The following is a 20,267-nucleotide window of genomic DNA, read 5'->3' as shown; positions in this document are numbered from 1 at the left end:
AAGGCTTTGAATGACGCCCCAGCTCTTCTCGGTGCACGGTCTCGTGAGTTTCACCCTTGCCATCCTCCTGCTTTTCCTCGGCAAAACCCTCGTTCAAAAAAACGCCCTGCTCCGTCAATACTGTATTCCCGAATCAGTCGTCGGCGGCTTCGTCTGTGCGGCGGTGACGTCCCTGCTTTATTTCGGCCTGAATATCCAGGTCGAATTCGATCTGCAAGTTCGCGACACCCTGTTGCTCTATTTCTTTGCCGGCATTGGCTTGAAATCGGACATGCGCCAACTGCTCAAGGGTGGACGCCCACTGCTGATCCTGCTGGTGCTCGCCGGGGTGTTCATCGTCCTGCAAAACGCACTGGGCATGGGTGTCGCCGAGGCATTTGGACTCGACCCCAAGGCGGGGTTGATGGTGGGTTCCATTTCCCTCACGGGTGGAGCTGGCACCACGCTGGCCTGGGCACCATTGTTCATCGAAAAGCTGGGCATCAATAACGCCCATGAACTGGGTATGGCCAGCAACACCGTCGGCCTGATTGCCGCTTGTGTAATCGGTGGTCCAATCGCCAACCGACTGATACGTCGTAATCGACTGAAGACTTCCGGGGATGCGGCGCTTGAAGTCGGCATTCTTGAGGATCAACCGAACAATTCACTGAATTACTACGACGTACTGTGGGCGTGGATGTGGCTCAACCTGACGCTGATGCTGGGCTATGGACTCAACCTGCTGTTGGTGGATGCCGGCATCACCCTGCCCAAATTCGTCAGTTGCCTGTTCGCGGGCATCGTCATTCACCACATCGTTTTTGCATTGGTGGGTGAAGAGCGTCTGAAATCCTGGAGCGGCGCGAGCCTGGGTCTGTCGCTGATTTCTGATATCTGTCTGGGCATGTTTTTGACCATGGCCCTGATGGGGCTTCAGTTATGGCAGCTCAGCGGTGTGTTGGGGTTCATTGTGTGCGCCTTGACCCTGCAAATTCTGCTGACGGTGCTCTACACGTATTTTGTGGTCTTCCGCTTTATGGGACGCGATTACGAAGCCAGCGTGATTGCTTCCGGATTCGGCGGGATTGCCCTCGGTTCCACGGCGACCGCCATCGTCAACATGACGACCGTGACTCAAAAGTACGGTGCGGCCCACCAGGCGTTCCTGATCGTGCCGCTGGTCTGTGGCTTTTTCATTGACCTGGTCAATGCCGTGATCATCGGCCTGTTCAGCGGCATCTAGGGGGCGCCTCCCGTGCTGATCACGGTTTTCAGCGTTTTTCAGCATCTTGCGGGGCACAAATCAGGCCATTTCAGAGCAGTTCTGTTGACGCCATGCGTTACTGGGGGCACGGGTTGGAGGAAACAACCTGCCCCCAAGCGTGTTCGGAAGTTTTCAGCAGAACACGGCAGACAGGGTTTTATTGGCTCTTGAATGGTTGGAAATGATGTTCGATCACGATCTTTTGACTGCCGCCGAGCGCGAGGCAATCAATGCCGCGATGCAGGAGCCGGGGCTGTTGCCCCAAAAAGTCTTGATCGTCGAAGATGACCCGTGCACACGCGAGATGCTGGCCGACATTCTTCACGTCAATGGCCTCTTGTGCCTTGAGACCAACAGTGCCGACGAAGCCATGCGGTCATTGGACATCGACAGTTCAATCGGATTGGTCATTACTGATTTGCGTATGCGCCCGCTCAATGGCCTGGAGTTGATTTCAAAAATCCGCGAGTCGGAGTGGGCCGACATGCCGATTGTGATCATTTCTGGAGATGCGGATGTTCGCGATGCCATCGAGGCCATGCGTTTGAGTGTTGTCGACTTCCTGCTCAAGCCGATCGATCCGGATGAACTGATCACCTTGGTTAACCTGCAACTGGGTCTCACGCCAGGCGAATAGCCTTAGCCATCAGATAAAACACAAATCCTGTGGGAGCGAGCCTGCTCGCGAAAGCGGCGTGTATCAGTTAAGCAATTTATGCGCCATCGCTGCGTACACGCCTATCACTCAATGCGGTGCGCGCGGGATCGTCTTGAGCAGGTCTTCGGGACTGATGTAACCCACGACCGGTTCCGCAACACTGCCCGGCAGCGGCAAGTCGAGGATGTGGCCCTTGATCTTGCCAATGACATGCATTTCGCAAGGTTTACAGTCGAACTTCAGCGTCAGGACTTCGTCACCGTGCACCAGTTGCATCGGCGCGACCTTGGTGCGTACACCGGTGACGCCTTTGGCTTGCTTGGGGCAAAGATTGAAGGAGAAACGCAGGCAGTGCTTGGTGATCATCACCGGCACTTCCCCGGTTTCTTCATGGGCCTCAAACGCTGCGTCGATCAGCTTGACGCCGTGGCGGTGATAGAAATCCCGAGCCTTCTGGTTGTAGACGTTGGCCAGGAAGGACAAGTGCGACTCCGGATACACCGGTGGCGGAGTGGTTTCGGCCTTGCGATGCCCTCTTGGGTGGGCGTGCAGACGGGCCACGGTCAACGCTTCAATCACTTCGCGGCGCAAGGCTTTGAGCTGCGAGTTTGGAATGAAGAACGCCTGGGGTGCATCCAGTTCAATGGCGGTGGCGTGATAGTCCGTGGTACCCAGCTGACCGAGCAGATCGCGCAGTTGCTCCAAGGCTTGCTCCGGCTTGTTGGCCAGCCCGAACGGACCGTCCAGAGATAAGCTGGCGCTGACGCCCTCCTCGCTCGTGGCGGTCAACTGCAGGCGCTGCTCGTCAAGACGTGCCACCCAACTCAAACCGATACGACGCTCGGCGGAGGTCTTCTGCAAGGCTTGCTGCCAGTTATGGTCGAGGTTGCGGCTCAGTGGATGGTTGGGCCGCAACTTGAACATCCCGTCCGGCATCTCGTTGGGTTCGACACGGTAGCGATAGCGCTTCTGGCCCTCTTCGAGAAATTCACCCTTGGGCTCGGCGATGTTGGCGCGAAAGCCCACCACCTCGCGCTTGATCTGCACGTTCAAGCCGTCGCCATTGGACAGCGGCTCAAAGGTGACCACCTGCAAATCACGCTTGCCCACTTTTTCCACCACGCCCACCGACAAGCCGGTGAAGGTCGGTGAGTCGAAAGCGCCGATGTCGATCTTGCGCTCACTGACGAAGTAGTCGGTGCTGCCACGGTGAAAGGTCTTGTCCGGGTCGGGCACGAAGAAATGTGCGGTGCGGCCGCTGGAGGCCCGCGCTAGATCCGGACGATCTTCAAGCACGTCGTCCAGACGCTGACGGTAATAGGCCGTGATGTTCTTCACGTACCCCATGTCCTTGTAGCGCCCTTCGATCTTGAAGGAGCGAACGCCGGCTTCGACCAACGCGCGGATGTTGGCGCTCTGATTGTTGTCTTTCATCGACAGCAGGTGTTTTTCGTAGGCGACTACACGGCCCTGGTCGTCCTTGAGGGTATAAGGCAAACGACAGGCCTGGGAGCAGTCGCCACGGTTGGCGCTACGACCGTTCTGTGCGTGGGAGATATTGCACTGCCCGGAGAACGCCACACACAACGCGCCGTGGATGAAGAATTCGATCGCCGCATCGGTCTCGTCGGCGATGGCGCGAATCTCTTGCAGGTTCAGCTCGCGGGCCAGTACCAGTTGGGAGAAGCCAGCCTGGTCAAGGAACTTTGCCCGCGCCAGGGTGCGGATGTCGGTCTGGGTGCTGGCGTGCAGCTCGATCGGCGGAATATCCAGTTCCATCACACCCAGATCCTGAACGATCAACGCGTCGACTCCGGCATCGTACAACTGGTGAATCAGCTTGCGGGCCGGCTCCAGTTCGTTGTCATGCAAAATCGTGTTGATCGTGGTGAACACTCGCGCGTGGTAGCGACGGGCGAACTCCACAAGTCGGGCAATATCGCTGACTTCGTTGCAGGCGTTATGGCGAGCACCGAAGCTCGGGCCCCCGATGTACACGGCGTCGGCACCATGCAGGATGGCCTCGCGAGCAATGTCCACGTCACGGGCGGGGCTGAGCAATTCCAGGTGATGTTTGGGAAGAGACATATTTTTTATCTGGTTATCACGGTAGGTGCGCATTGTAGCGGGCAAAAACGAGATGGGCACCTGGTGCGACGCAATGGAACCTGTCACTCAACAGCCAATAACCGGACACGCGTCATTGCAATGGCGAAAAAGCCGCTGGCAGGTAAATCGTCGAGCGCATGTCACGCAGTTGCGGACCGGAGTTTTCAGGTGGCCAGACACCGTCCGCCACGGCTTGAGTCCGCACTTGCAGGCGCTGCTCCAGGGTTGACCACGGCCAGATGTGCAGGTAGCGGGGCAAGGCACCGTCGGTGGCATAAAACGCCGCATACACCGGCGAGTACTGCTCGGCGGTACGCGGCTCCACGGCCTTGATCCAGCCATCGAGTGTCGGTTGCAACCCGGAACTGACCAGGTCGTACACGCGCATTTCGTAATAGGGCCCGTGTTTTCCGGCGTTCAAGGGCTTGAGGAACGGGAACAAGCTGTAGTTTTCGATTTTCAGGTCGGTAATAAAGGCGTTGATGCCGAACGCTTCGCCCTCCAACAGGAAGCGCTCGCGCTCTGCTTGCCGCAAACTTTCGTCGGCATAACCGCGCAGCACGGTAATTTGATTCAGCTGGCCGATTTCCGACGCCCAGCACCCCATCAGCGTTCCCCCCACCCCAGGCTTGGCCAGTGCGGCCTCGATTCGCACCAGTGCCTCTGCAACGGTGCGCACACGCACCGTGAAAGTAATCAATTCAAACAATCGCATAACGTGGCTCCACTCATTCGTTGCCTTGAGCCTAACCCGGAGCCTCAAAGGCGAGATATTGAGACGAACCCCTTGGGGTACGGCGTTCACCTTAGTGCGCTAAGTAGTTCCTTTAGGGCAACGGTCAGCAGGTAAGCCACCGCTCGTTACCGGGCGGACGGAATTTAGCGGGTCAGAAATTCCAACGCACTTGCAAGTCACCCGTATTGGCGGTGTAGCCACTCGCGGCTTCCAGCGTGAACTTCGCCGAGAGACTCAGAGCACTGCTGCGCAGCAACGTCACGCCCAACGCCAGCACCCCGGTGTCGTCCACTGGCTTGGCGCCTGGACTGCTGAAGCTGGTAGCGCCCGAGGTATCGGCGGCAAAATTGGACACCGACTGCAGGCGCGTGTCCTGGTACTCATGACGCCAGCTCAGCTGCGCCGACGGCACGACGTTGCCGTAGGTAGTGGCGAAGGATCGTTCCAGCCTGGTGCCCAGATCGCTTTTTAGCGAGTGGGTGCTGGTGGAATCAACGTGCAGTGCTGCGCCATTGCCGCCGCTTTCGGTGAAGCCGTCCTCGTCCAGGGTGCTGTAGGTCAAGCCGGCAATGGGTGTCAATACCGTGTGATTAGCAAGCTCGATCGGGTAACCGGCCAGAGCAGATGCGATGTACTGCATCCCGTCATGGCTGCCATTGGCCACGCCGTTGAAACCGGGGAAGTTGATTTCACGCCGGGTGTCGTATTGCTGCTGGACAGCACCTAACGACAGGTCCAGGTACCACGGTTGGCCCTGGTAGCTGGCATAGCCGAACAGACCATAGGACTTCACGTCGGCAGAACTGCCGGTGTTATCACCGTCGCTGTTCACCGTGGTCTGGGTGTAGCTGAACAGGCCGCCGGCCTGCCAGCTGTCGTTCACGGCGCCATCGGCACCGATCAGCATGCCACCGTAGTGGCTGTGATAACCGGCGATATTATTGCTCTCGCTCAGGCGCGAAGTGCCGCCGAACGCCTGGCCCCAGAGCCCGGAGTTGCTGGCGCCTTCACCCGTGGCGATACCACTGCTACCGCCCGTGTTGTTCTGGGCGGTGCGCAGCCCGTCCAGGTGCGCAGCCGTGACATTGAGCACCTGAACGGTGGAAGCAGTGGACGCCTGAGTGGCGGCTGACGCGGTCGACGCCGGGCTCAGCTGCGCGCCGGCCTTGTTGCCCGCAGCCGAAGAAGGCAGCGCGGCGGCGGCGTTGAACAGGTTCATCAGCCCGGCATCGTAGCCGTCGTAATTGAACAGCCCGGCCAGGGTTGTGGCACCGCCAAGGGTAGTCGATTGATTGATCGGACCAACGGATGGTGCGTCGGGAGTGCTGATGACAGGTGGTGTGACAACCACTACTGGCGGCGTGACTTCCGGTGGGGTGACAGCCACTACCGGTGGCGTGACTTCCGGTGGGGTGACAGCCACTACCGGTGGCGTGACGTCCGGTGGTGTGACAGCCACTACGGGTGGCGTGACGACCGGTGGTGTGACAGCCACTACCGGTGGCGTGACGTCCGGTGGGGTGACATCCACTACCGGTGGCGTGACGTCCGGTGGGGTGACATCCACAGGGGGTGTGATATCCGGTGGCGTGACAACCGGTGCAGTAGAGCTGCCCACCGTAACCAATAAATTGGAACTGCTACCGCTGACTACACTGGTGCCGGAGGCGTTGTAGCCCGCAACGGTGTAATAGAGGTTGTCGGCATTGTAGTGGGTGCCGATGGCATTGGCTTGAACCACGAGGTAGCGCTGGCCTTGGGCAAAGCCATAGCTGCTCAGTTTCTGCAACCCGATCGTGGAGCCAGCGGCGATGTTGGCAGTCCCTGCAACCACCAAGCGACCATAGCCGCTGTCGGTGATATCGCCGGTGGTCACGGCGTTGCTGGCCACACCGAGGATCAGGCTAGCCTCGGCGCCCTGCTCGTAATTGCCGGCAATATTGATCGCCTTGTTGAGCTGAAGGGTGCTGGCGTTGATCAGGCTAGTATTCACCGCACCAGAAAGCATCGTCCGCCCGCCGCCCGCCAGCGTCAGCGGACCGCTACCAGCGACCACGCCAGAGAAACTGTCGCTGTGACCACCGTTGTCGAGCGTGCCACCGCCGTTGAGGTTGATGCCGCGCTCGCTTGTGATATTGGCCGTGCCCAGCAACGTGCCATTGTTCAGCGTCAGGCCACCACTTGTGGCGCCCAGGTTGGCATCGCTGCCCACCGACAAGGTGCCGTCGGTGACGGTCGTGCCGCCGGTGTAGGTGTTGCTGCCGGACAAGGCCGTCGTGCCAGCCCCGGCCAGATTCAGGCCGCCGCTGCCACTGATCGTGCCGGATAGATTGTCGTTGTGGCCGCCGTTGTCCAGCGTGCCACCGCCGTTGAGGTTGATGCCGCGCTCGCTAGTGATATTGGCCGTGCTCAACAACGTGCCATTGTTCAGAGTCAGGTCGCTACTGGTGGCGCCCAGGTTGGCATCGCTACCTACTGACAAAGTGCCGTCGGTGACGGTCGTGCCACCAGAGTAGGTATTGCTGCCGGACAAGGCCGTCTTGCCAGCCCCGGTCAGATTCAGGCCGCCGCTGCCCGCGATCACGCCAGAGAAACTGTCGCTGTGTCCGCCATTGTTCAGCGTGCCCCCGTCGTCGAGGCCAATGTTGCGCGCACTGTCGACATCAGCAGAGGTCAACAAGGTGCCGTGATCCAGCGTCAGGCCACCACTTGTGGCGCCCAGGTTGGCACCGCTGCCCACCGACAAGGTACCGCCGGTGACGGTCGTGCCGCCGGTGTAGGTATTGCTGCCGGACAAGGCCGTCGTGCCAGCGCCGGTCAGATTCAGGCCGCCGCTGCCACTTATCGTGCCGGATAGATTGTCGTTGTGGCCGTCGTTGTCGAGCGTGCCAATGCCGCTGAGGCTAATACCGCGTGTGCTATTGAAATTGGCCGTGGTCAGCAAGGTGCCGTTATTGAGCGTCAGGTCGCCAGTGCCCAGATTGGTATCACTGCCCACCGACAAGGTGCCGCCGGTGACGGCAGTGCCGCCGGCGTAGGTGTTTACGCCAGTCAGCTTGAGCGTTCCATCTCCAGCCTTCGTGAGACTGCCAGCACCTGTTAAAACGCCAGACCAAATTGCCCCGAAACCATTCGTATCGATGGTCGAGGTGGTCCCATTCACCAGATTGGCATTTACGCTGGTGTTCAAGGTCGAGCCGATGACCTGGATCGAACCGCCACCGAGATTGAAGTTGTAGATACCACTGTTATTGTTGAGGACCCCAAACAGCGAAGTGCCGCCAATCTGAAGTGTGCCGCCGGACAGGTTATAGATACCGTTGCCGAAAGCAGCAAGGTAAAGCTTCGAGGTACCATCGATGGAGAGCGTGCCGCCTGTCTGATCGATCATGCCTGTGCCTGGCGTGTTCGACTGTACCCAATTGCCAATGATGATCGTGCTGCCGGCGCTGGCGTTCACCGCAGCATTACCGCTGATAGAGAGTAAGCCGTTACTGGCCGGATTCGCGTCGCTGTTACGTCCGATATCGACGAGCGTATGGTTGAGCGACAACCTGCCGCCGGAAATGTCGTAGCGTCCTGTGCCGCCTTGATTACCGATATTGAGCGCGGCTTCGAGGCCACCGAAATTAACCGTGCCTCCTGTCTGACTTACCGTACCGTTGCCGCCGTAATCACCCACCTGTAATTGAGTCATGTCGAGCGTGCCACCGCTGACAGTGAGTGCACCGACGGCCCCAGGAATAGCGGCGCCCTCCCCGACAGCCAGAAAATTAAACGCGGACTGACCTGCGCTCTGCACGAGCATGCCATTGGCGATGTAGGAGTGAGTCGCGCTATTCCCGAACATGGCGCCATTGATGGTCAATGGCGTATTGGCGGAAGGATAGAAATAGATATCACTGGATGGCGCCAAGGCGCTTTGCTGGTTCGCCGTATTCAACGAGCCGGGGTCATTGGTGACTAATAGGTAATCGGGGGGGGGACGGGTGCGGCGAATGCCAGGCCCGGCGCCATCAGGATCGCGCCGCCAAGCACCATTGACCCCAAGAGCCCCACCGGTATGCCCACGCTCAAATCGACGGCGCGATCATCGGTGCGGGCCTGTGCGTGGCCATGTGGACTGCGTGCACACTCGGAAACGACCTGCATGACACCCAGGGCACGGTTCCAGACCACATTAAAAATACGATTCATTACAACGTTCACCTAAGGATGGTCTGAGTCGCCATGTATGGCTGGCTGACTTCAGCCCCTCGATTTTGAAAGCGGAAAATCGATCAAAAATTATCCGTTCACGCGCTCTTGTTTTGTTTCAGGCACCACGAATCCCATGCGGCAGTAACGCATGCGAGCCAAACGCGTGCTCTTAATTGGGCTGAAACACGCCCCGCTGAACGCTGAATAACGTTGAAAACTTATGAACCGCGCACTAAGGCACGCTTTGGAGACCCATCGAGCACGATGGCGATAACCTGAGCAGGTCTGGCCAGCGACGTGCCCAATCGCTTTCATGGCTCATGCCCGCCACGAAAACGCTGCGCGCGCATCGACTGGCGGTCGCGCTAACAAATCGTTGCGCGATTAAAGGAGGCACGACGCTGTCATCGGTGCCGCTAAAGTGGATCTGCGGGATGGCAGCGACCTGACGCGCAACGTCAATGGCATTGAGCGATGCCGGCATTGCCGACACCTGATGCAGGCGATTGACTTCGGCATGATCCAGATTGCCGGCCACGGTGCGCAGTGAAGCGACATCGTGACGCCGGGCGGCAATCAACACCACCAGCGCACCGCCTCCCGAATACCCGATCAAATTGATCGGTTGACCCGGTACCTGCGCTGCATAATGCGTGACCGCCTGGTTCATCGTGGCGACCACTTCCTCGGAAAAGCGCTTGTCGGTCCAGTATGCCTTTTCACAACGACGATCGAGTGGCTGCGACGTGAATTGGCAGGGTCGCGCCAGGTACACGATGTTGGCCCCCGGGTCAGCCGCCGCCAGCGCCAGACCTGTCGCAACGTGTGGCGTGGGATCGTCGGAAGGAATAGTTCGGGATCGCCAGGCGAATCCATCGCCCTCGATATAAATAGTGAGCGGCCGGTCAGGATCGGCAATTCGGTAAAAGCTGGTCAGTACAAAGCGGTCGGTATTGACCTGGCCTCGCTGCAACTGGCCTGTGCGCGCCAACGTCTCAGCATGCCGGTTTGGATCGGCGCAACCTGCCAATACCGTCAACATCACACAAACAGCGGCGAACACCGTCAGCGGGCGCTGAGCGAGTCTTTTGTTGTCTACGAGAGAGCCCGTGCCTGAGTTCAGGCCAGTTGAACATCCGACTGTTTCAACGGAATCAGCCATAAGCAATCACTCACCCTGTGAAAAATCACGTTAAAAGCAGAAAATGAGCAGCGCAACACTGGACCACCGCCACCCAAACACGTCACATCCAACATTAATGGATTCCACACCACGAAGGCAGAGCGCCCGATTGAACATCGATACCCGAATCAAATTCCGTCATCTGGTATGTTTTCTCGAAGTGGCACGCCAAGGCAGCCTGGCCCGCGCTTGCGACAAGTTGGCCATCAGCCAGCCGGCGCTTTCCAAGACGCTGAAAGAGCTGGAGTCGCTGCTGGACGCCAGACTGTTTGAACGGGGTAAAAAAGGCTCGACGCTGACCGAGGCCGGCGTAGCCTTTATGCGGTATGCAGGGCCGAGCGTGCAATCGCTGCGCGAAGGCGTCAACAGTTTGCGCTCTGGTGTACATGAGCCCATTGCCGTGAAGCTCGGGGTGCTGTCCACCGTCGAAAGTCTGTTGGTGCCTGAAATGGTCCGCCGCTTACATGACCGCCACCCCGCCTTGGTGGTCAGTGTCGTGACCGGGCCCAGTGCTTATTTGCTGTCACAGTTGCGTGTCGGTGAACTGGATCTGGTGGTGGGCCGGATGACCGATAGCCCCTTGATTCTCGGGCTGGCGTTCGAACACCTCTACAGCGAGTCAATGACCCTGGTGGTCCGCACGGGCCACCCGGTTCTCAGCGATCCAGTGGGGCATAAAAACCTCGAAAGCTATCCGCTGGTCCTGCCATTGGCGGGGACGACGATCCGAAAATTCGCCGACAGCCTGTTTGTGCAGCACGGGATCACCCCATCACACCAACGCCTAGAAACGTTATCGATAGCGCTGAGTCGACGCTACGTACAATGCAGCCAGGCCATCTGGGTCGCGCCATTTGACGCGGTCCGGCAGGATTTGAGGCAAGGTGATTTGGTGGAGCTGGATCTGGGAATGCGTGAACCCGGCGGCTCCGTGGGGCTGTGCACCAATCCTGCGTTGCCGGTGACACCAGCGGCGCAGTGGTGCGTGGATGCACTGCGCGAAGTCGGGCAAGAATGTCGTGAGGGAAACTATCCATAACCGTTTGGATATGGATCAAGTCGTTTTTTTCAATTTTGGGTTGGGTCGTCCCGGAGGAAACTGGCTACACGTCGCTGCAAACGCAGTGACTGCCTCCGTCCAACCATAAGAACAGGAAAAACGACATGTCTGATGCGCACGACAGCCGCTTCGTCATTCGTGACCGTAATTGGCATCCCAAAGCCCTGACCCCTGACTACAAGACTTCGATCCTGCGCTCGCCCCGCCAGGCACTGGTGAGCATCCCCCAGTCCTTATCCGAATCCAGCGGCCCGGATTTTTCCCATCTGAAGATGGGTCAGCACGATAACGATCTGCTGTTGAACTTCAATCACGGCGGCCTGCCCATTGGCGAACGCATCATCGTCGCGGGTCGAGTGTGCGATCAGTACGGCAAGCCAATTCCCCATACCCTGGTAGAGATGTGGCAAGCCAATGCCGGTGGCCGTTACCGGCATAAAAAAGACAGTTACCGGGCCCCCCTTGACCCGAATTTCGGCGGTGTCGGCCGTGCGTTGACTGACCGCGATGGCAACTACAGCTTCCGCACCGTCAAACCTGGCCCCTACCCATGGCGCAACGGTCCCAACGATTGGCGACCGGCCCATATCCACGTCTCCATCAGCGGCCCGTCAATTGCCACGCGTTTGATTACCCAGTTGTATTTCGAAGGTGATCCGCTTATCCCCATGTGCCCGATCGTCAAGTCGATCTCGAATCAGGAGGCGGTGCAGAGTCTGATCGCCAAACTGGATATGAGCATGGCCAATCCTATGGATTGCCTGGCTTATCGTTTTGACATCGTCCTGCGCGGTCAGCGCAAGACCCACTTCGAAAACCGCTGAGGAGGCCTGCGTATGCCCGTTCAACTTCTGCCTGAAACCCCGTCGCAAACCGCCGGCCCCTATGTCCATATCGGCTTGGCGCTGGAGGCTGCCGGCAACCCACCGAGGGAACAGGAAATCTGGAGCGACATGGCCAAACCTGGCGCGCCAGGTGAGCACATTCTTGTGATGGGCCACGTTTATGACGGCAATGGCCACTTGATTCGTGACGCGTTTCTGGAGTTCTGGCAGGCGAATCATGAGGGTGTCTACGACACCGGTTACGACCTGGAAAAACCGTTCAACTGTTTTGGGCGTACCGCCACGACCGATGTCGGTGAATGGACGATCAAAACCGTAAAGCCCGGCGTGGTGAAAAATGCCTCGAGCGTTCCCATGGCCGCGCATATCAACGTGTCGCTGTTTGCCCGGGGCATCAACATCCACTTGCAGACCCGTCTGTATTTCGACGACGAACCAGAGGCGAATGCGGTGGATCCCGTATTGAATCTGATCGAACAACCCCATCGGCGCGAATCCCTGATCGCCACGCGTTGCATGGTTGACGGGAAGCTGGCTTACCGCTTCGATATCCATATTCAAGGCGAAGCGGAGACAGTGTTCTTCGACTTCTAACGACCCAGGCACGGTGTTGAGACGCAAGTGCTCAACACCCGAACTTATGCTCGCTGCAACACCGACTCACCCGCCTTCGGTGGCAGTCTCAGGTTATCCAGCAATGCGATTCCCGCCAGCACGGCAACCCACAGGAACGTCAGCTGAAAGTCCGCCGTCTCTGCGTGCGCAGTGTTGCCATGGATGCTCATGGAGAAACGGAGCAGCAACGCGCCCGTGGCAATCCCCATCGCCATGCTCAGTTGAAAAAACATACTGAACAAGGTGGACGCATCACTCATCTGCTCCTTGGGAACATCGGCAAAGCCCAGCGTGTTGAACGCGGTGAACTGCATGGATCGCGACAAGCCACCGACAAACAGAATCAACAAAACCAGGGCCCGACTCATGTGCTCATCCAGCAATGCACAAGCGGCTATCGCCAAGACGCCGAGGATGCCGTTGAACATCAGCACCGGACGAAATCCCCAACGTTGCATCACCTGCGTGGTGAACGGCTTCATCGCCAGGTTGCCGGCAAAGACGGCCAATACCAGTAGCCCGGCATCCAATGCAGAAAGACCGAAGGCCAGTTGAAACATCAACGGCAGGAGAAACGGCAAGGTGCTGATGGCGATCCGAAAAATCGAGCCGCCCCACAGGCAGACACTGAAGGTACGAATTTCCAAAACACCCAGCGCCAGTAAGGGTTGCGCATGCCGACGCAGATGCCGCCAGGCAAAAACACCGAGTATTACGCCTGCACCACTGAGTGAGAGTGCCGGCAACACATTGGCATGACTTTGCCCCAGCATTTCCACACCGAACAACAATGCAGCGCTGGCGCCGCCCGCGAGCAGAAAGCCAGTGAAATCGAATGGCCGAGCAATGACGTGGTCCTGCCTGGGAATCAACACCAGCGCAGCAATCAAAGCCAGTACGCCTAGAGGAAGATTGAGGTAGAAAATCCACGGCCAGGAAGCGTGGGTGACGATAAAACCACCCAGGGGAGGCCCGAGTATCGGCGCGACCAGACCGGGCCAGGTAATAAAAGAGATTGCCCGCACGAGGTCTTTCTTCTCGGTCGTGCGAAGCACCGCCAGGCGCCCGACCGGTACCATCATCGCGCCGCTAATACCCTGCAGCACGCGCGCGGCGACAAAGGTTTCCAGGCTCTCACTCAACCCACACATCAACGAAGACAGGCTGAACAGTACGATCGCCGCGCTGAATACAAGGCGTGAGCCAAAGCGATCCGCCAGCCAGCCACTGATGGGGATGAACACCGCAACGGCGAGCATGTAGACGCTCATGCCAATGCTCACATCCACCGCCGGCACACCAAACGTCCTGGCCATGTCCGGCAGCGCGGTGGCGATCACCGTGGCGTCGAGGTTCTCCATAAAGAACGTGACCGCTACCAACAGGGCGATCAATGTTGAGCGGCGTTGAGACATCGGTCATCCCTGATTAGCTGCGACGATGCTCGACACTTTACTATCGACACAGGGGTACTACACCAGACGCACATAGATTTATGGTGTTTAACGCCGAAATCCTTGTGGGAGCGAGCCTGCTCGCGATAGCGGAGTGTCAGGCACCATCGATGTCGACTGACACTCCGCTATCGCGAGCAGGCTCGCTCCCACAGGTTTTGCTCCTTACCCCATGAGTAGGGTTATCCCCACCCATGAGCCTCCTCGATAAAGTGCAGAACCGCACTGGAACGCTCATCTATCCGTGAAATCAGCGACAGTTCACTGACCATTTCCGGTTGAGCCAGCGGCACAATCCGTATGCCTGGCATGGTCAACCGAGTCATCGTTTCAGGCACGATACTCAGGCCGATGCCCGCGGCAACCAAACCGGGGATACTCATCAGCGAAGGCACGTACATGATGTTTTTGGGGTGCAACTGGTTTTGGCGGCATGCCTGAAGCGTGTGCGAGGTCAAGCCGATACCCGCAGTGTCGTGTAGAAAAACAAACTTCTCGTGCCGAAGCGTCGCCAACTCTCCGGTAAAGCTCTCTGCCAGCTCATGGTTGTCCGGCATGAGTAGAACGAGGTTGGACTCACTGAAATGATGGGTGCGCAAACGGTCTGGCAGGTGATCCTTGAACACCCGGGCAAAGGCAAGATCCAGCTTGTGGTCGAGCAACATGTCAAACTGCGCACGAATACCGGCATCTACCAGCGATACGTTCACCTCGGGAAACGTGCTGAAATAGTAACGCAGCAATTGCGGCAGATTGGCCTCGAACAAGGCTGAGTGATAGCCGATGTTGATCTCGCCGACCTCCCCGCGCCGGGCACGCTGGGCCGCGGCGGTTGCCAGTTCACTGGACTCGATGGATTGGCGCGCATGCGGCAGGAATGCCAGGCCGGCGGCGGTCAACGCCACCCCGCGATTTTCCCGCCGGAACAGAGCCAGCCCCAGTTCGGACTCAAGCGTTCGCATCAATTGGCTCAGTGCCGGTTGCGCAATACCCAACTGTTCGGCCGCCCGGCTGAAGTGTTGCAGGTCGGCGGCGACCACAAAGGCTTTTAGGTGACGCAGTTCCATTAACCCTCACTCATAAGGCTGGCTTATCTATTTGTCTGGATTTCGATAATTATTCTGCAAGCAAGATGCGTTAACGTCTACTCACTTCGACGTTTCCTGCCAGAGCCTGGGCCCTAGTGGAATCGTATGGGTATTCCGTAACCATAAAAACAACGACGAGCACATCAATGAGCACAACCAGTCACGAGACTCATGATTCGCGCATGCCTCGCAAAGCGGTGACCGCCGCGACCATTGGCACTGCCCTGGAGTGGTTTGACTTCACGCTGTATGGCGCGATTTCGGCAACCATTCTGCCTAAGCTGTTTTTCCCGGCGATGGAACCAACGGCCGGCCTGCTGGCCTCGCTGGCAACCTTCGGTGTGGGTCTGGCCGCTCGCCCATTGGGCGCGATTACCTGTGGTTACCTCGGTGACAAAGTGGGCCGCCGCAACCTGATGCTGGCCACCGTGACCCTGATGGGTCTGGCTTCGGTATTGATGGGCTTGTTGCCCACCTATGGTCAGGTAGGTATCTGGGCGCCGATCCTTCTGGTGCTGCTGCGGATCATTCAAGGCTTCGCGCTGGGCGGTGAGTCCACCGGCGCCCAATTGATGGCATTGGAACACGCCTCACCTGATCGCCGTGGGCGCTACTCGGGGATGTTGGGCTTGTGCTCACCGCTCAGCCAGATATTGGCCAACGGCGTATTGATGGGACTGGCCGCGACACTTTCCAGCGAACAATTTGAAAGCTTCGGCTGGCGGATCCCGTTCCTGATGAGTTTCGTACTGGTGGTAGTCGGGATCTTCATCCGACTGAAAGTCGATGAAACCCCAGCATTCGTCGCCTTGAAAAAGACCCCGGCCAAGCAGGAAAAAAGCCCGCTCAAAACCGCTGTCGGCAGCCACTACAAAACCATCCTGCGCTTGATGTTTTTCTTCTGCTCGCCCGCTGCACTGTTCTATCTGATCGTGATCTTCTCCCTCAGCTACCTGACCAAGCACCTGGGCTTTAGCCAATCGACCGGCTTCATGTCGCTGATGGTGGCTAACATGTGCGCGATTTTCGGTGCGCTGGCCGGTGGTTATCTGTCCGACCGTTGGGGCCGTAAAAAGGCACTGACCTTTGGTTCCTGCATGACCTTGCTGATCCTGTTCGTCTACTTCCCGATCCTCAACACGCTAAACGTCGCCGCCATCATGGCGATCATGGGCCTGTTCCTGGGCTTCGTTCAGTTTCAGAGCGGCATTCAGCCGGTGGCCTTCGCCGAAGCGTTCCCGACCGAGGTTCGTTATTCGGGTTCCGCACTGGCTTACACCGGCGCCAACCTGGTGATCGGCGGCCCAATGCCAATGATCGCGGTTTATCTGTTTGCCCAGTCGAACAACTCGCCATGGCCTCTGGTAACCCTGTGTGTCGTGATCAACCTGATTTCGCTGGCCATGATCCGCATGGGTCGTGAAACCCGTGGTATCGACCTTAACGCCGTCGCCAAAGACGATGCGGTCGACACTCGCGCTTCAGCCATTCTTTCCAAATAACGCAGCAGGACGATCATGAACCGCACCGTCTTCATCCTTAACGGCCCGAACTTGAACCTGCTGGGTCGTCGTGAGCCGCACATCTATGGCCACACCACGCTCGATCAGATTCGTCAACGCAGTGAAAGGCTCGCTGAGGAACTTGACCTGGTATGTGACTTTCGCCAGACCAACCACGAAGGCGTGATGGTCGACTGGATTCAAGAGGCTTTTGAGCAAGGCGCATCCTTGATCATCAACCCGGCCGGTTTTTCGTTTCACTCGATTCCGGTACTCGACGCCCTGAAGCTGCTCAGCACACCGCTGATTGAGCTGCATCTGTCGAACATCCATGCACGTGATGAGCTGCATCGCCATTCGATCATGTCTGGCGCAGTCAATGCGGTGATTTGCGGCATGGGTGCCGATGGTTATCCCCTCGCGATCCGGGCCATTGATGACCTGCTGCGTCGTCAGGTGTCCAACAGCTAACACCCCTCTTCGTTAAACGCTTACAAGGCGGTCTCTCGGCAGATTGTTGCCAGAGCCGCCTGCGTCTGAAATTCAGGCGCCGGCTGCAAAAAACTGCCAACAAAATAATAATTGAATGCGAGAAAACCAACATGCATCCCACTGTTTTTCGCCGTAACGTGCCCGCACATTACTCCTTGATTGGCCTGGCCCTGGCAATCAGTGCCGGCTCGGCGACTGTTGTTCATGCCGATGAAAACGCCGGTTTTATCGATGGCGCGACTTCCACGCTCAATCTGCGCAACGCCTACATCAATCGCAACTTCGTCAATCCCGCCTACCCGAATGCTGCCAATCCACAGAACAAAGCTGAGGAATGGACGCAAAACTTTATCCTCGATACCCGTTCCGGCTATACCCAAGGCCCGGTAGGTTTCGGCGTTGATGTGCTGGGTCTTTACTCGCAGAAACTTGACGGGGGCAAAGGCACTGCCGGCACGCAACTGTTGCCTGTCCATGGTGATGGAGAGCCTGCTGACAACTTTGGACGGCTGGGGGTTGCCGCCAAGGCCAAGGTTTCAAAGACGGTTGTAAAAGTGGGCGAATGGGTCAGTACCCTACCTATTCTGCGTTCGGATGACGGTCGCTCGTTGCCGCAGACCTTTCAAGGTGCTCAGATCACCTCGCAGGAGATCGGTGGGTTGTCGTTGTATGGCGGTCAAATCCGCCAGAACAGCCCGCGCAATGACGCCAGCATGGAAGACATGTCCATGAACGGCAAAGCGGCGTTCACCTCCGATCGATTCAACTTCGCCGGCGGTGAATACAACTTCAATGAGAAACGCACCACGGTTGGGCTGTGGTACGACGAACTTGAAGATATCTACCAGCAGCAATATTTCAGCCTGAACCACAGCCAACCTGTAGGTGACTGGGTTCTAGGCGCCAATATGGGCTATTTCACGGGCAAGGAAAACGGCGCCAGCCTGGCCGGTGATCTGGACAACAAGACAGCCTTTGGCCTGTTCTCCGCCAAACTGGGTGGCAACACCTTCTATGTTGGCCTGCAAAAGCTCACTGGTGAAAACGCGTGGATGCGGGTCAACGGTTCCAGTGGCGGCACATTGGCGAACGACAGCTACAACTCCAGCTACGACAACGCCCAGGAACGCTCCTGGCAGGTTCGCCATGACTATAACTTCGTCGGAATGGGTGTCCCGGGGCTGACGTTGATGAACCGCTACATCAGTGGCGACAACGTGCACACAGGCACTATCACCGATGGCAAAGAATGGGGCCGCGAATCGGAGTTGGCCTATACCATTCAGTCTGGCGCTTTGAAAAACCTGAGCGTCAAATGGCGAAATGCAAGTATTCGGAAAAACTTCAGCACCAACGAGTTTGACGAAAACCGCATCTTCATCAACTACCCGATATCGTTGCTGTAACACCGTCTAGCTGAGCACGCTGCGTTCATCTGAAAGGAAATGGATCGAACGCAGCCGGGTTGTACTGGTGCTTTTTACCCACACGGAGCCAGCAACCAGTCAAGTGAGGGCTTCTGTCGGACGGAAAAGTCCGTTGCGACGTCTTCCTGCCCCCTTGACCGACTCTCGGATAATTGACTCGTTGATGGACTGAAACGGGTTAATTATCAATATTTCACATCACGAGCGGTGTCGCGCGAGTCCTGTTTGGTGTCGCGCTTGTCCTGACGGCAATCGTTGCGACTCTTTTCATCACCCTCCTTGCATTCCTCCTTGGCTTCCCGGGAACCCTCGCGCCCTTCCTGCTTGACATCGCGGGACTCCTGTCGTTGGTCAGCCTGATCGGTCGCATGGGCCAGCGTCGACCCCCAGATGCCGCCAGTTGCGATGGCCAGTGTGGCCAGGACAGTCAAATAATGTTTGCGCATCATGATCTTCCTCCTACCAGAGTATTCAATGACTTCGTGCCCTGCCGATCACCATTTAGGGCGACTGGCGCGGTATGACAACGCACACCGAATTTAAAGCCTCGGAATGTGGTGTTTAACAATAGACGACATGGGCGGTCCTACAAGGGTGTTGATTTCCGCCTGTCGCGCCAGACTCCCCTGCCCGGCTCCGTCGCATCCCCATTTTGAAAGAAAGTCGCAACCCCGGTGTCTTTCCGGGGATTGCGACTTTTAACCGTCCTTTATGTTTGCGGAACGTCTTCTGCTGACAGGCCTGCGGATCTTGCAGGTCTAGTTTTGTACCTCAGCCACATCCCTGTCCGGCGCGTCTGGAGCGTCCGCCAAATCACCTCTGGCTGCGCGCGCCTCGGCTTTGGCTGCATCTCTGTTCGCATCTGCAGCCGCCTTTGCCGCATCTCTGGTGGCATCTGCGTCAGCCTTGGCGGCGTCCCGGGTCGCATCTGCCGCGGCCCTTGCCGCATCTCGGGTTGCGTCTGCGCCCGCTACACCGGCAGCTTTTGCAGCGTCCCTGGCCGCATCGGCCTCAGCTCGGGCAGCATTTCTGTTGGCATCTGCAGTGGCTCTCGCCGTATCTCGGGCGGCATCTGCATCATTTTTGGCAGCATCCCTGGCCGCGTCGGCGCCATTGTTGTCAGCGTCGTTGTCATGCGCATTACCGGGACCTCTGTTGCCGGCGACACCGTCATGACCGGCAGCGTGACCGCCGCCCTCTCCATGGCCGCTGTTACCGTGACCGCCGCTGGAGCCGCCACTGTTGGAGCCTCCACCGCCTCCACCGCCGCCGTCGCCACCGTGACCACTGCCTCCGGAACCTCCGCTGCCGGAGCCACCTCCGTGACCACCACTGCCTCCGCCGCTACCGCCGCCATCTTTGGCATACACGCTGGAGAAACTACTGATGTAATCGGGCACCAGAACAGTCGATGCCGAGAGGACGCCGCCAATGGCGAGCGCCAATACACATTGCTTGAGCAGCATGATGCACCTCCGCTTGGCGTTGCGTCGTTATCTCCGTATGGAACGCGATCACCAATGAGTTCCCGGCCGCCCATTGGAGCGGCCAGCCAACCGGCGCGGTCATTTATCTGCAGCAATATCAAGAACAAGCAACTGCGGTTTCCGCACGATCCTTCAGAGCCAGTCAGCAACGTTGAGCGGGAAGTA

General features: G+C 58.1%; 17 protein-coding genes. 8 read left to right on the top strand and 9 right to left on the bottom strand.

Translation table 11 applies throughout. The features are described from left to right. The first annotated feature begins 10 nt into the window (after positions 1 to 10). A complete protein-coding gene (gene gltS, locus J2Y56_RS01095; protein WP_007949146.1) occupies positions 11 to 1,225 on the top strand; it encodes a sodium/glutamate symporter in 1,215 nt (404 codons plus the stop codon). 205 nt (positions 1,226 to 1,430) lie between these two features. Beyond that, positions 1,431 to 1,883 carry a response regulator gene (locus J2Y56_RS01090; RefSeq protein WP_310348365.1) on the top strand — a complete coding sequence of 151 codons (453 nt, stop codon included), beginning with the start codon at positions 1,431 to 1,433 and terminating at the stop codon, positions 1,881 to 1,883. 108 nt (positions 1,884 to 1,991) lie between these two features. On the opposite strand, the gene J2Y56_RS01085 is transcribed toward J2Y56_RS01090, so the two are convergent. The 5 genes from J2Y56_RS01085 to J2Y56_RS01065 all read right to left on the bottom strand — a co-directional run bounded on the left by J2Y56_RS01085 (position 1,992) and on the right by J2Y56_RS01065 (position 10,111). Continuing rightward, positions 1,992 to 3,992 carry a U32 family peptidase gene (locus J2Y56_RS01085; protein ID WP_310348006.1) on the bottom strand — a complete coding sequence of 667 codons (2,001 nt, stop codon included), beginning with the start codon at positions 3,990 to 3,992 and terminating at the stop codon, positions 1,992 to 1,994. A 112-nt stretch (positions 3,993 to 4,104) separates the two neighbouring features. Next, entirely contained in the window at positions 4,105 to 4,728 is a 624-nt protein-coding gene (locus J2Y56_RS01080) for an NIPSNAP family protein (RefSeq protein WP_310348003.1), read from the bottom strand. A 172-nt stretch (positions 4,729 to 4,900) separates the two neighbouring features. Next, complete coding sequence (locus tag J2Y56_RS01075; RefSeq protein WP_310348000.1) at positions 4,901 to 8,692, bottom strand: autotransporter domain-containing protein; 3,792 nt, start codon at positions 8,690 to 8,692, stop codon at positions 4,901 to 4,903. A gap of 20 nt (positions 8,693 to 8,712) precedes the next feature. Beyond that, the gene (locus tag J2Y56_RS01070; protein WP_310347998.1) at positions 8,713 to 8,946 is read right to left on the bottom strand and encodes an ESPR domain-containing protein; all 234 of its coding nucleotides are present in this window, start codon (positions 8,944 to 8,946) and stop codon (positions 8,713 to 8,715) included. A 235-nt stretch (positions 8,947 to 9,181) separates the two neighbouring features. Continuing rightward, positions 9,182 to 10,111, bottom strand: a complete 930-nt coding sequence (locus tag J2Y56_RS01065; RefSeq protein WP_310347996.1) for an alpha/beta hydrolase — start codon at positions 10,109 to 10,111, stop codon at positions 9,182 to 9,184. Between the two features lie 130 nt (positions 10,112 to 10,241). Between J2Y56_RS01065 and pcaQ the strand changes: the two genes are divergently transcribed. The 3 genes from pcaQ to pcaG all read left to right on the top strand — a co-directional run bounded on the left by pcaQ (position 10,242) and on the right by pcaG (position 12,631). Beyond that, positions 10,242 to 11,171: a pca operon transcription factor PcaQ gene (pcaQ, locus tag J2Y56_RS01060; RefSeq protein WP_310347993.1), complete on the top strand. Its 930-nt coding sequence runs from the start codon at positions 10,242 to 10,244 to the stop codon at positions 11,169 to 11,171. Between the two features lie 125 nt (positions 11,172 to 11,296). Then, on the top strand, positions 11,297 to 12,016 hold the full coding sequence (pcaH, locus tag J2Y56_RS01055) for a protocatechuate 3,4-dioxygenase subunit beta (RefSeq protein ID WP_310347991.1): 720 nt from the start codon (positions 11,297 to 11,299) through the stop codon (positions 12,014 to 12,016). Between the two features lie 12 nt (positions 12,017 to 12,028). Beyond that, a complete protein-coding gene (gene pcaG / locus J2Y56_RS01050) occupies positions 12,029 to 12,631 on the top strand; it encodes a protocatechuate 3,4-dioxygenase subunit alpha (RefSeq protein WP_310347989.1) in 603 nt (200 codons plus the stop codon). A gap of 44 nt (positions 12,632 to 12,675) precedes the next feature. On the opposite strand, the gene J2Y56_RS01045 is transcribed toward pcaG, so the two are convergent. Beyond that, positions 12,676 to 14,067, bottom strand: a complete 1,392-nt coding sequence (locus J2Y56_RS01045) for an MFS transporter (protein ID WP_310347987.1) — start codon at positions 14,065 to 14,067, stop codon at positions 12,676 to 12,678. Positions 14,068 to 14,288: 221 nt separating this feature from the next. Beyond that, on the bottom strand, positions 14,289 to 15,173 hold the full coding sequence (locus J2Y56_RS01040) for a LysR family transcriptional regulator (protein WP_007945978.1): 885 nt from the start codon (positions 15,171 to 15,173) through the stop codon (positions 14,289 to 14,291). A gap of 167 nt (positions 15,174 to 15,340) precedes the next feature. Here J2Y56_RS01040 and J2Y56_RS01035 point away from each other — a divergent pair, with 167 nt between their 5' ends. The 3 genes from J2Y56_RS01035 to J2Y56_RS01025 all read left to right on the top strand — a co-directional run bounded on the left by J2Y56_RS01035 (position 15,341) and on the right by J2Y56_RS01025 (position 18,594). Continuing rightward, positions 15,341 to 16,696, top strand: a complete 1,356-nt coding sequence (locus J2Y56_RS01035) for an MFS transporter (protein WP_007945977.1) — start codon at positions 15,341 to 15,343, stop codon at positions 16,694 to 16,696. 15 nt (positions 16,697 to 16,711) lie between these two features. After that, complete coding sequence (locus tag J2Y56_RS01030) at positions 16,712 to 17,167, top strand: type II 3-dehydroquinate dehydratase (RefSeq protein ID WP_310347984.1); 456 nt, start codon at positions 16,712 to 16,714, stop codon at positions 17,165 to 17,167. 131 nt (positions 17,168 to 17,298) lie between these two features. Beyond that, on the top strand, positions 17,299 to 18,594 hold the full coding sequence (locus J2Y56_RS01025; RefSeq protein ID WP_310347983.1) for an OprD family porin: 1,296 nt from the start codon (positions 17,299 to 17,301) through the stop codon (positions 18,592 to 18,594). 206 nt (positions 18,595 to 18,800) lie between these two features. Here J2Y56_RS01025 and J2Y56_RS01020 read toward each other — a convergent pair whose 3' ends face one another. Both J2Y56_RS01020 and J2Y56_RS01015 read right to left on the bottom strand, forming a co-directional pair. Next, positions 18,801 to 19,064 (bottom strand): hypothetical protein, encoded by a 264-nt coding sequence (locus J2Y56_RS01020; protein WP_007945973.1) that lies wholly within the window; start codon positions 19,062 to 19,064, stop codon positions 18,801 to 18,803. 309 nt (positions 19,065 to 19,373) lie between these two features. Then, positions 19,374 to 20,081: a hypothetical protein gene (locus J2Y56_RS01015; protein ID WP_310347981.1), complete on the bottom strand. Its 708-nt coding sequence runs from the start codon at positions 20,079 to 20,081 to the stop codon at positions 19,374 to 19,376. Positions 20,082 to 20,267 lie beyond the last annotated feature (186 nt).

This window comes from Pseudomonas sp. BE134 (genome assembly GCF_031456105.1).
Taxonomy (GTDB): Bacteria; Pseudomonadota; Gammaproteobacteria; order Pseudomonadales; family Pseudomonadaceae; genus Aquipseudomonas.
Note: the sequence above shows the minus strand (reverse complement) of the source record. Positions and strands in the feature narration are given on the sequence as shown.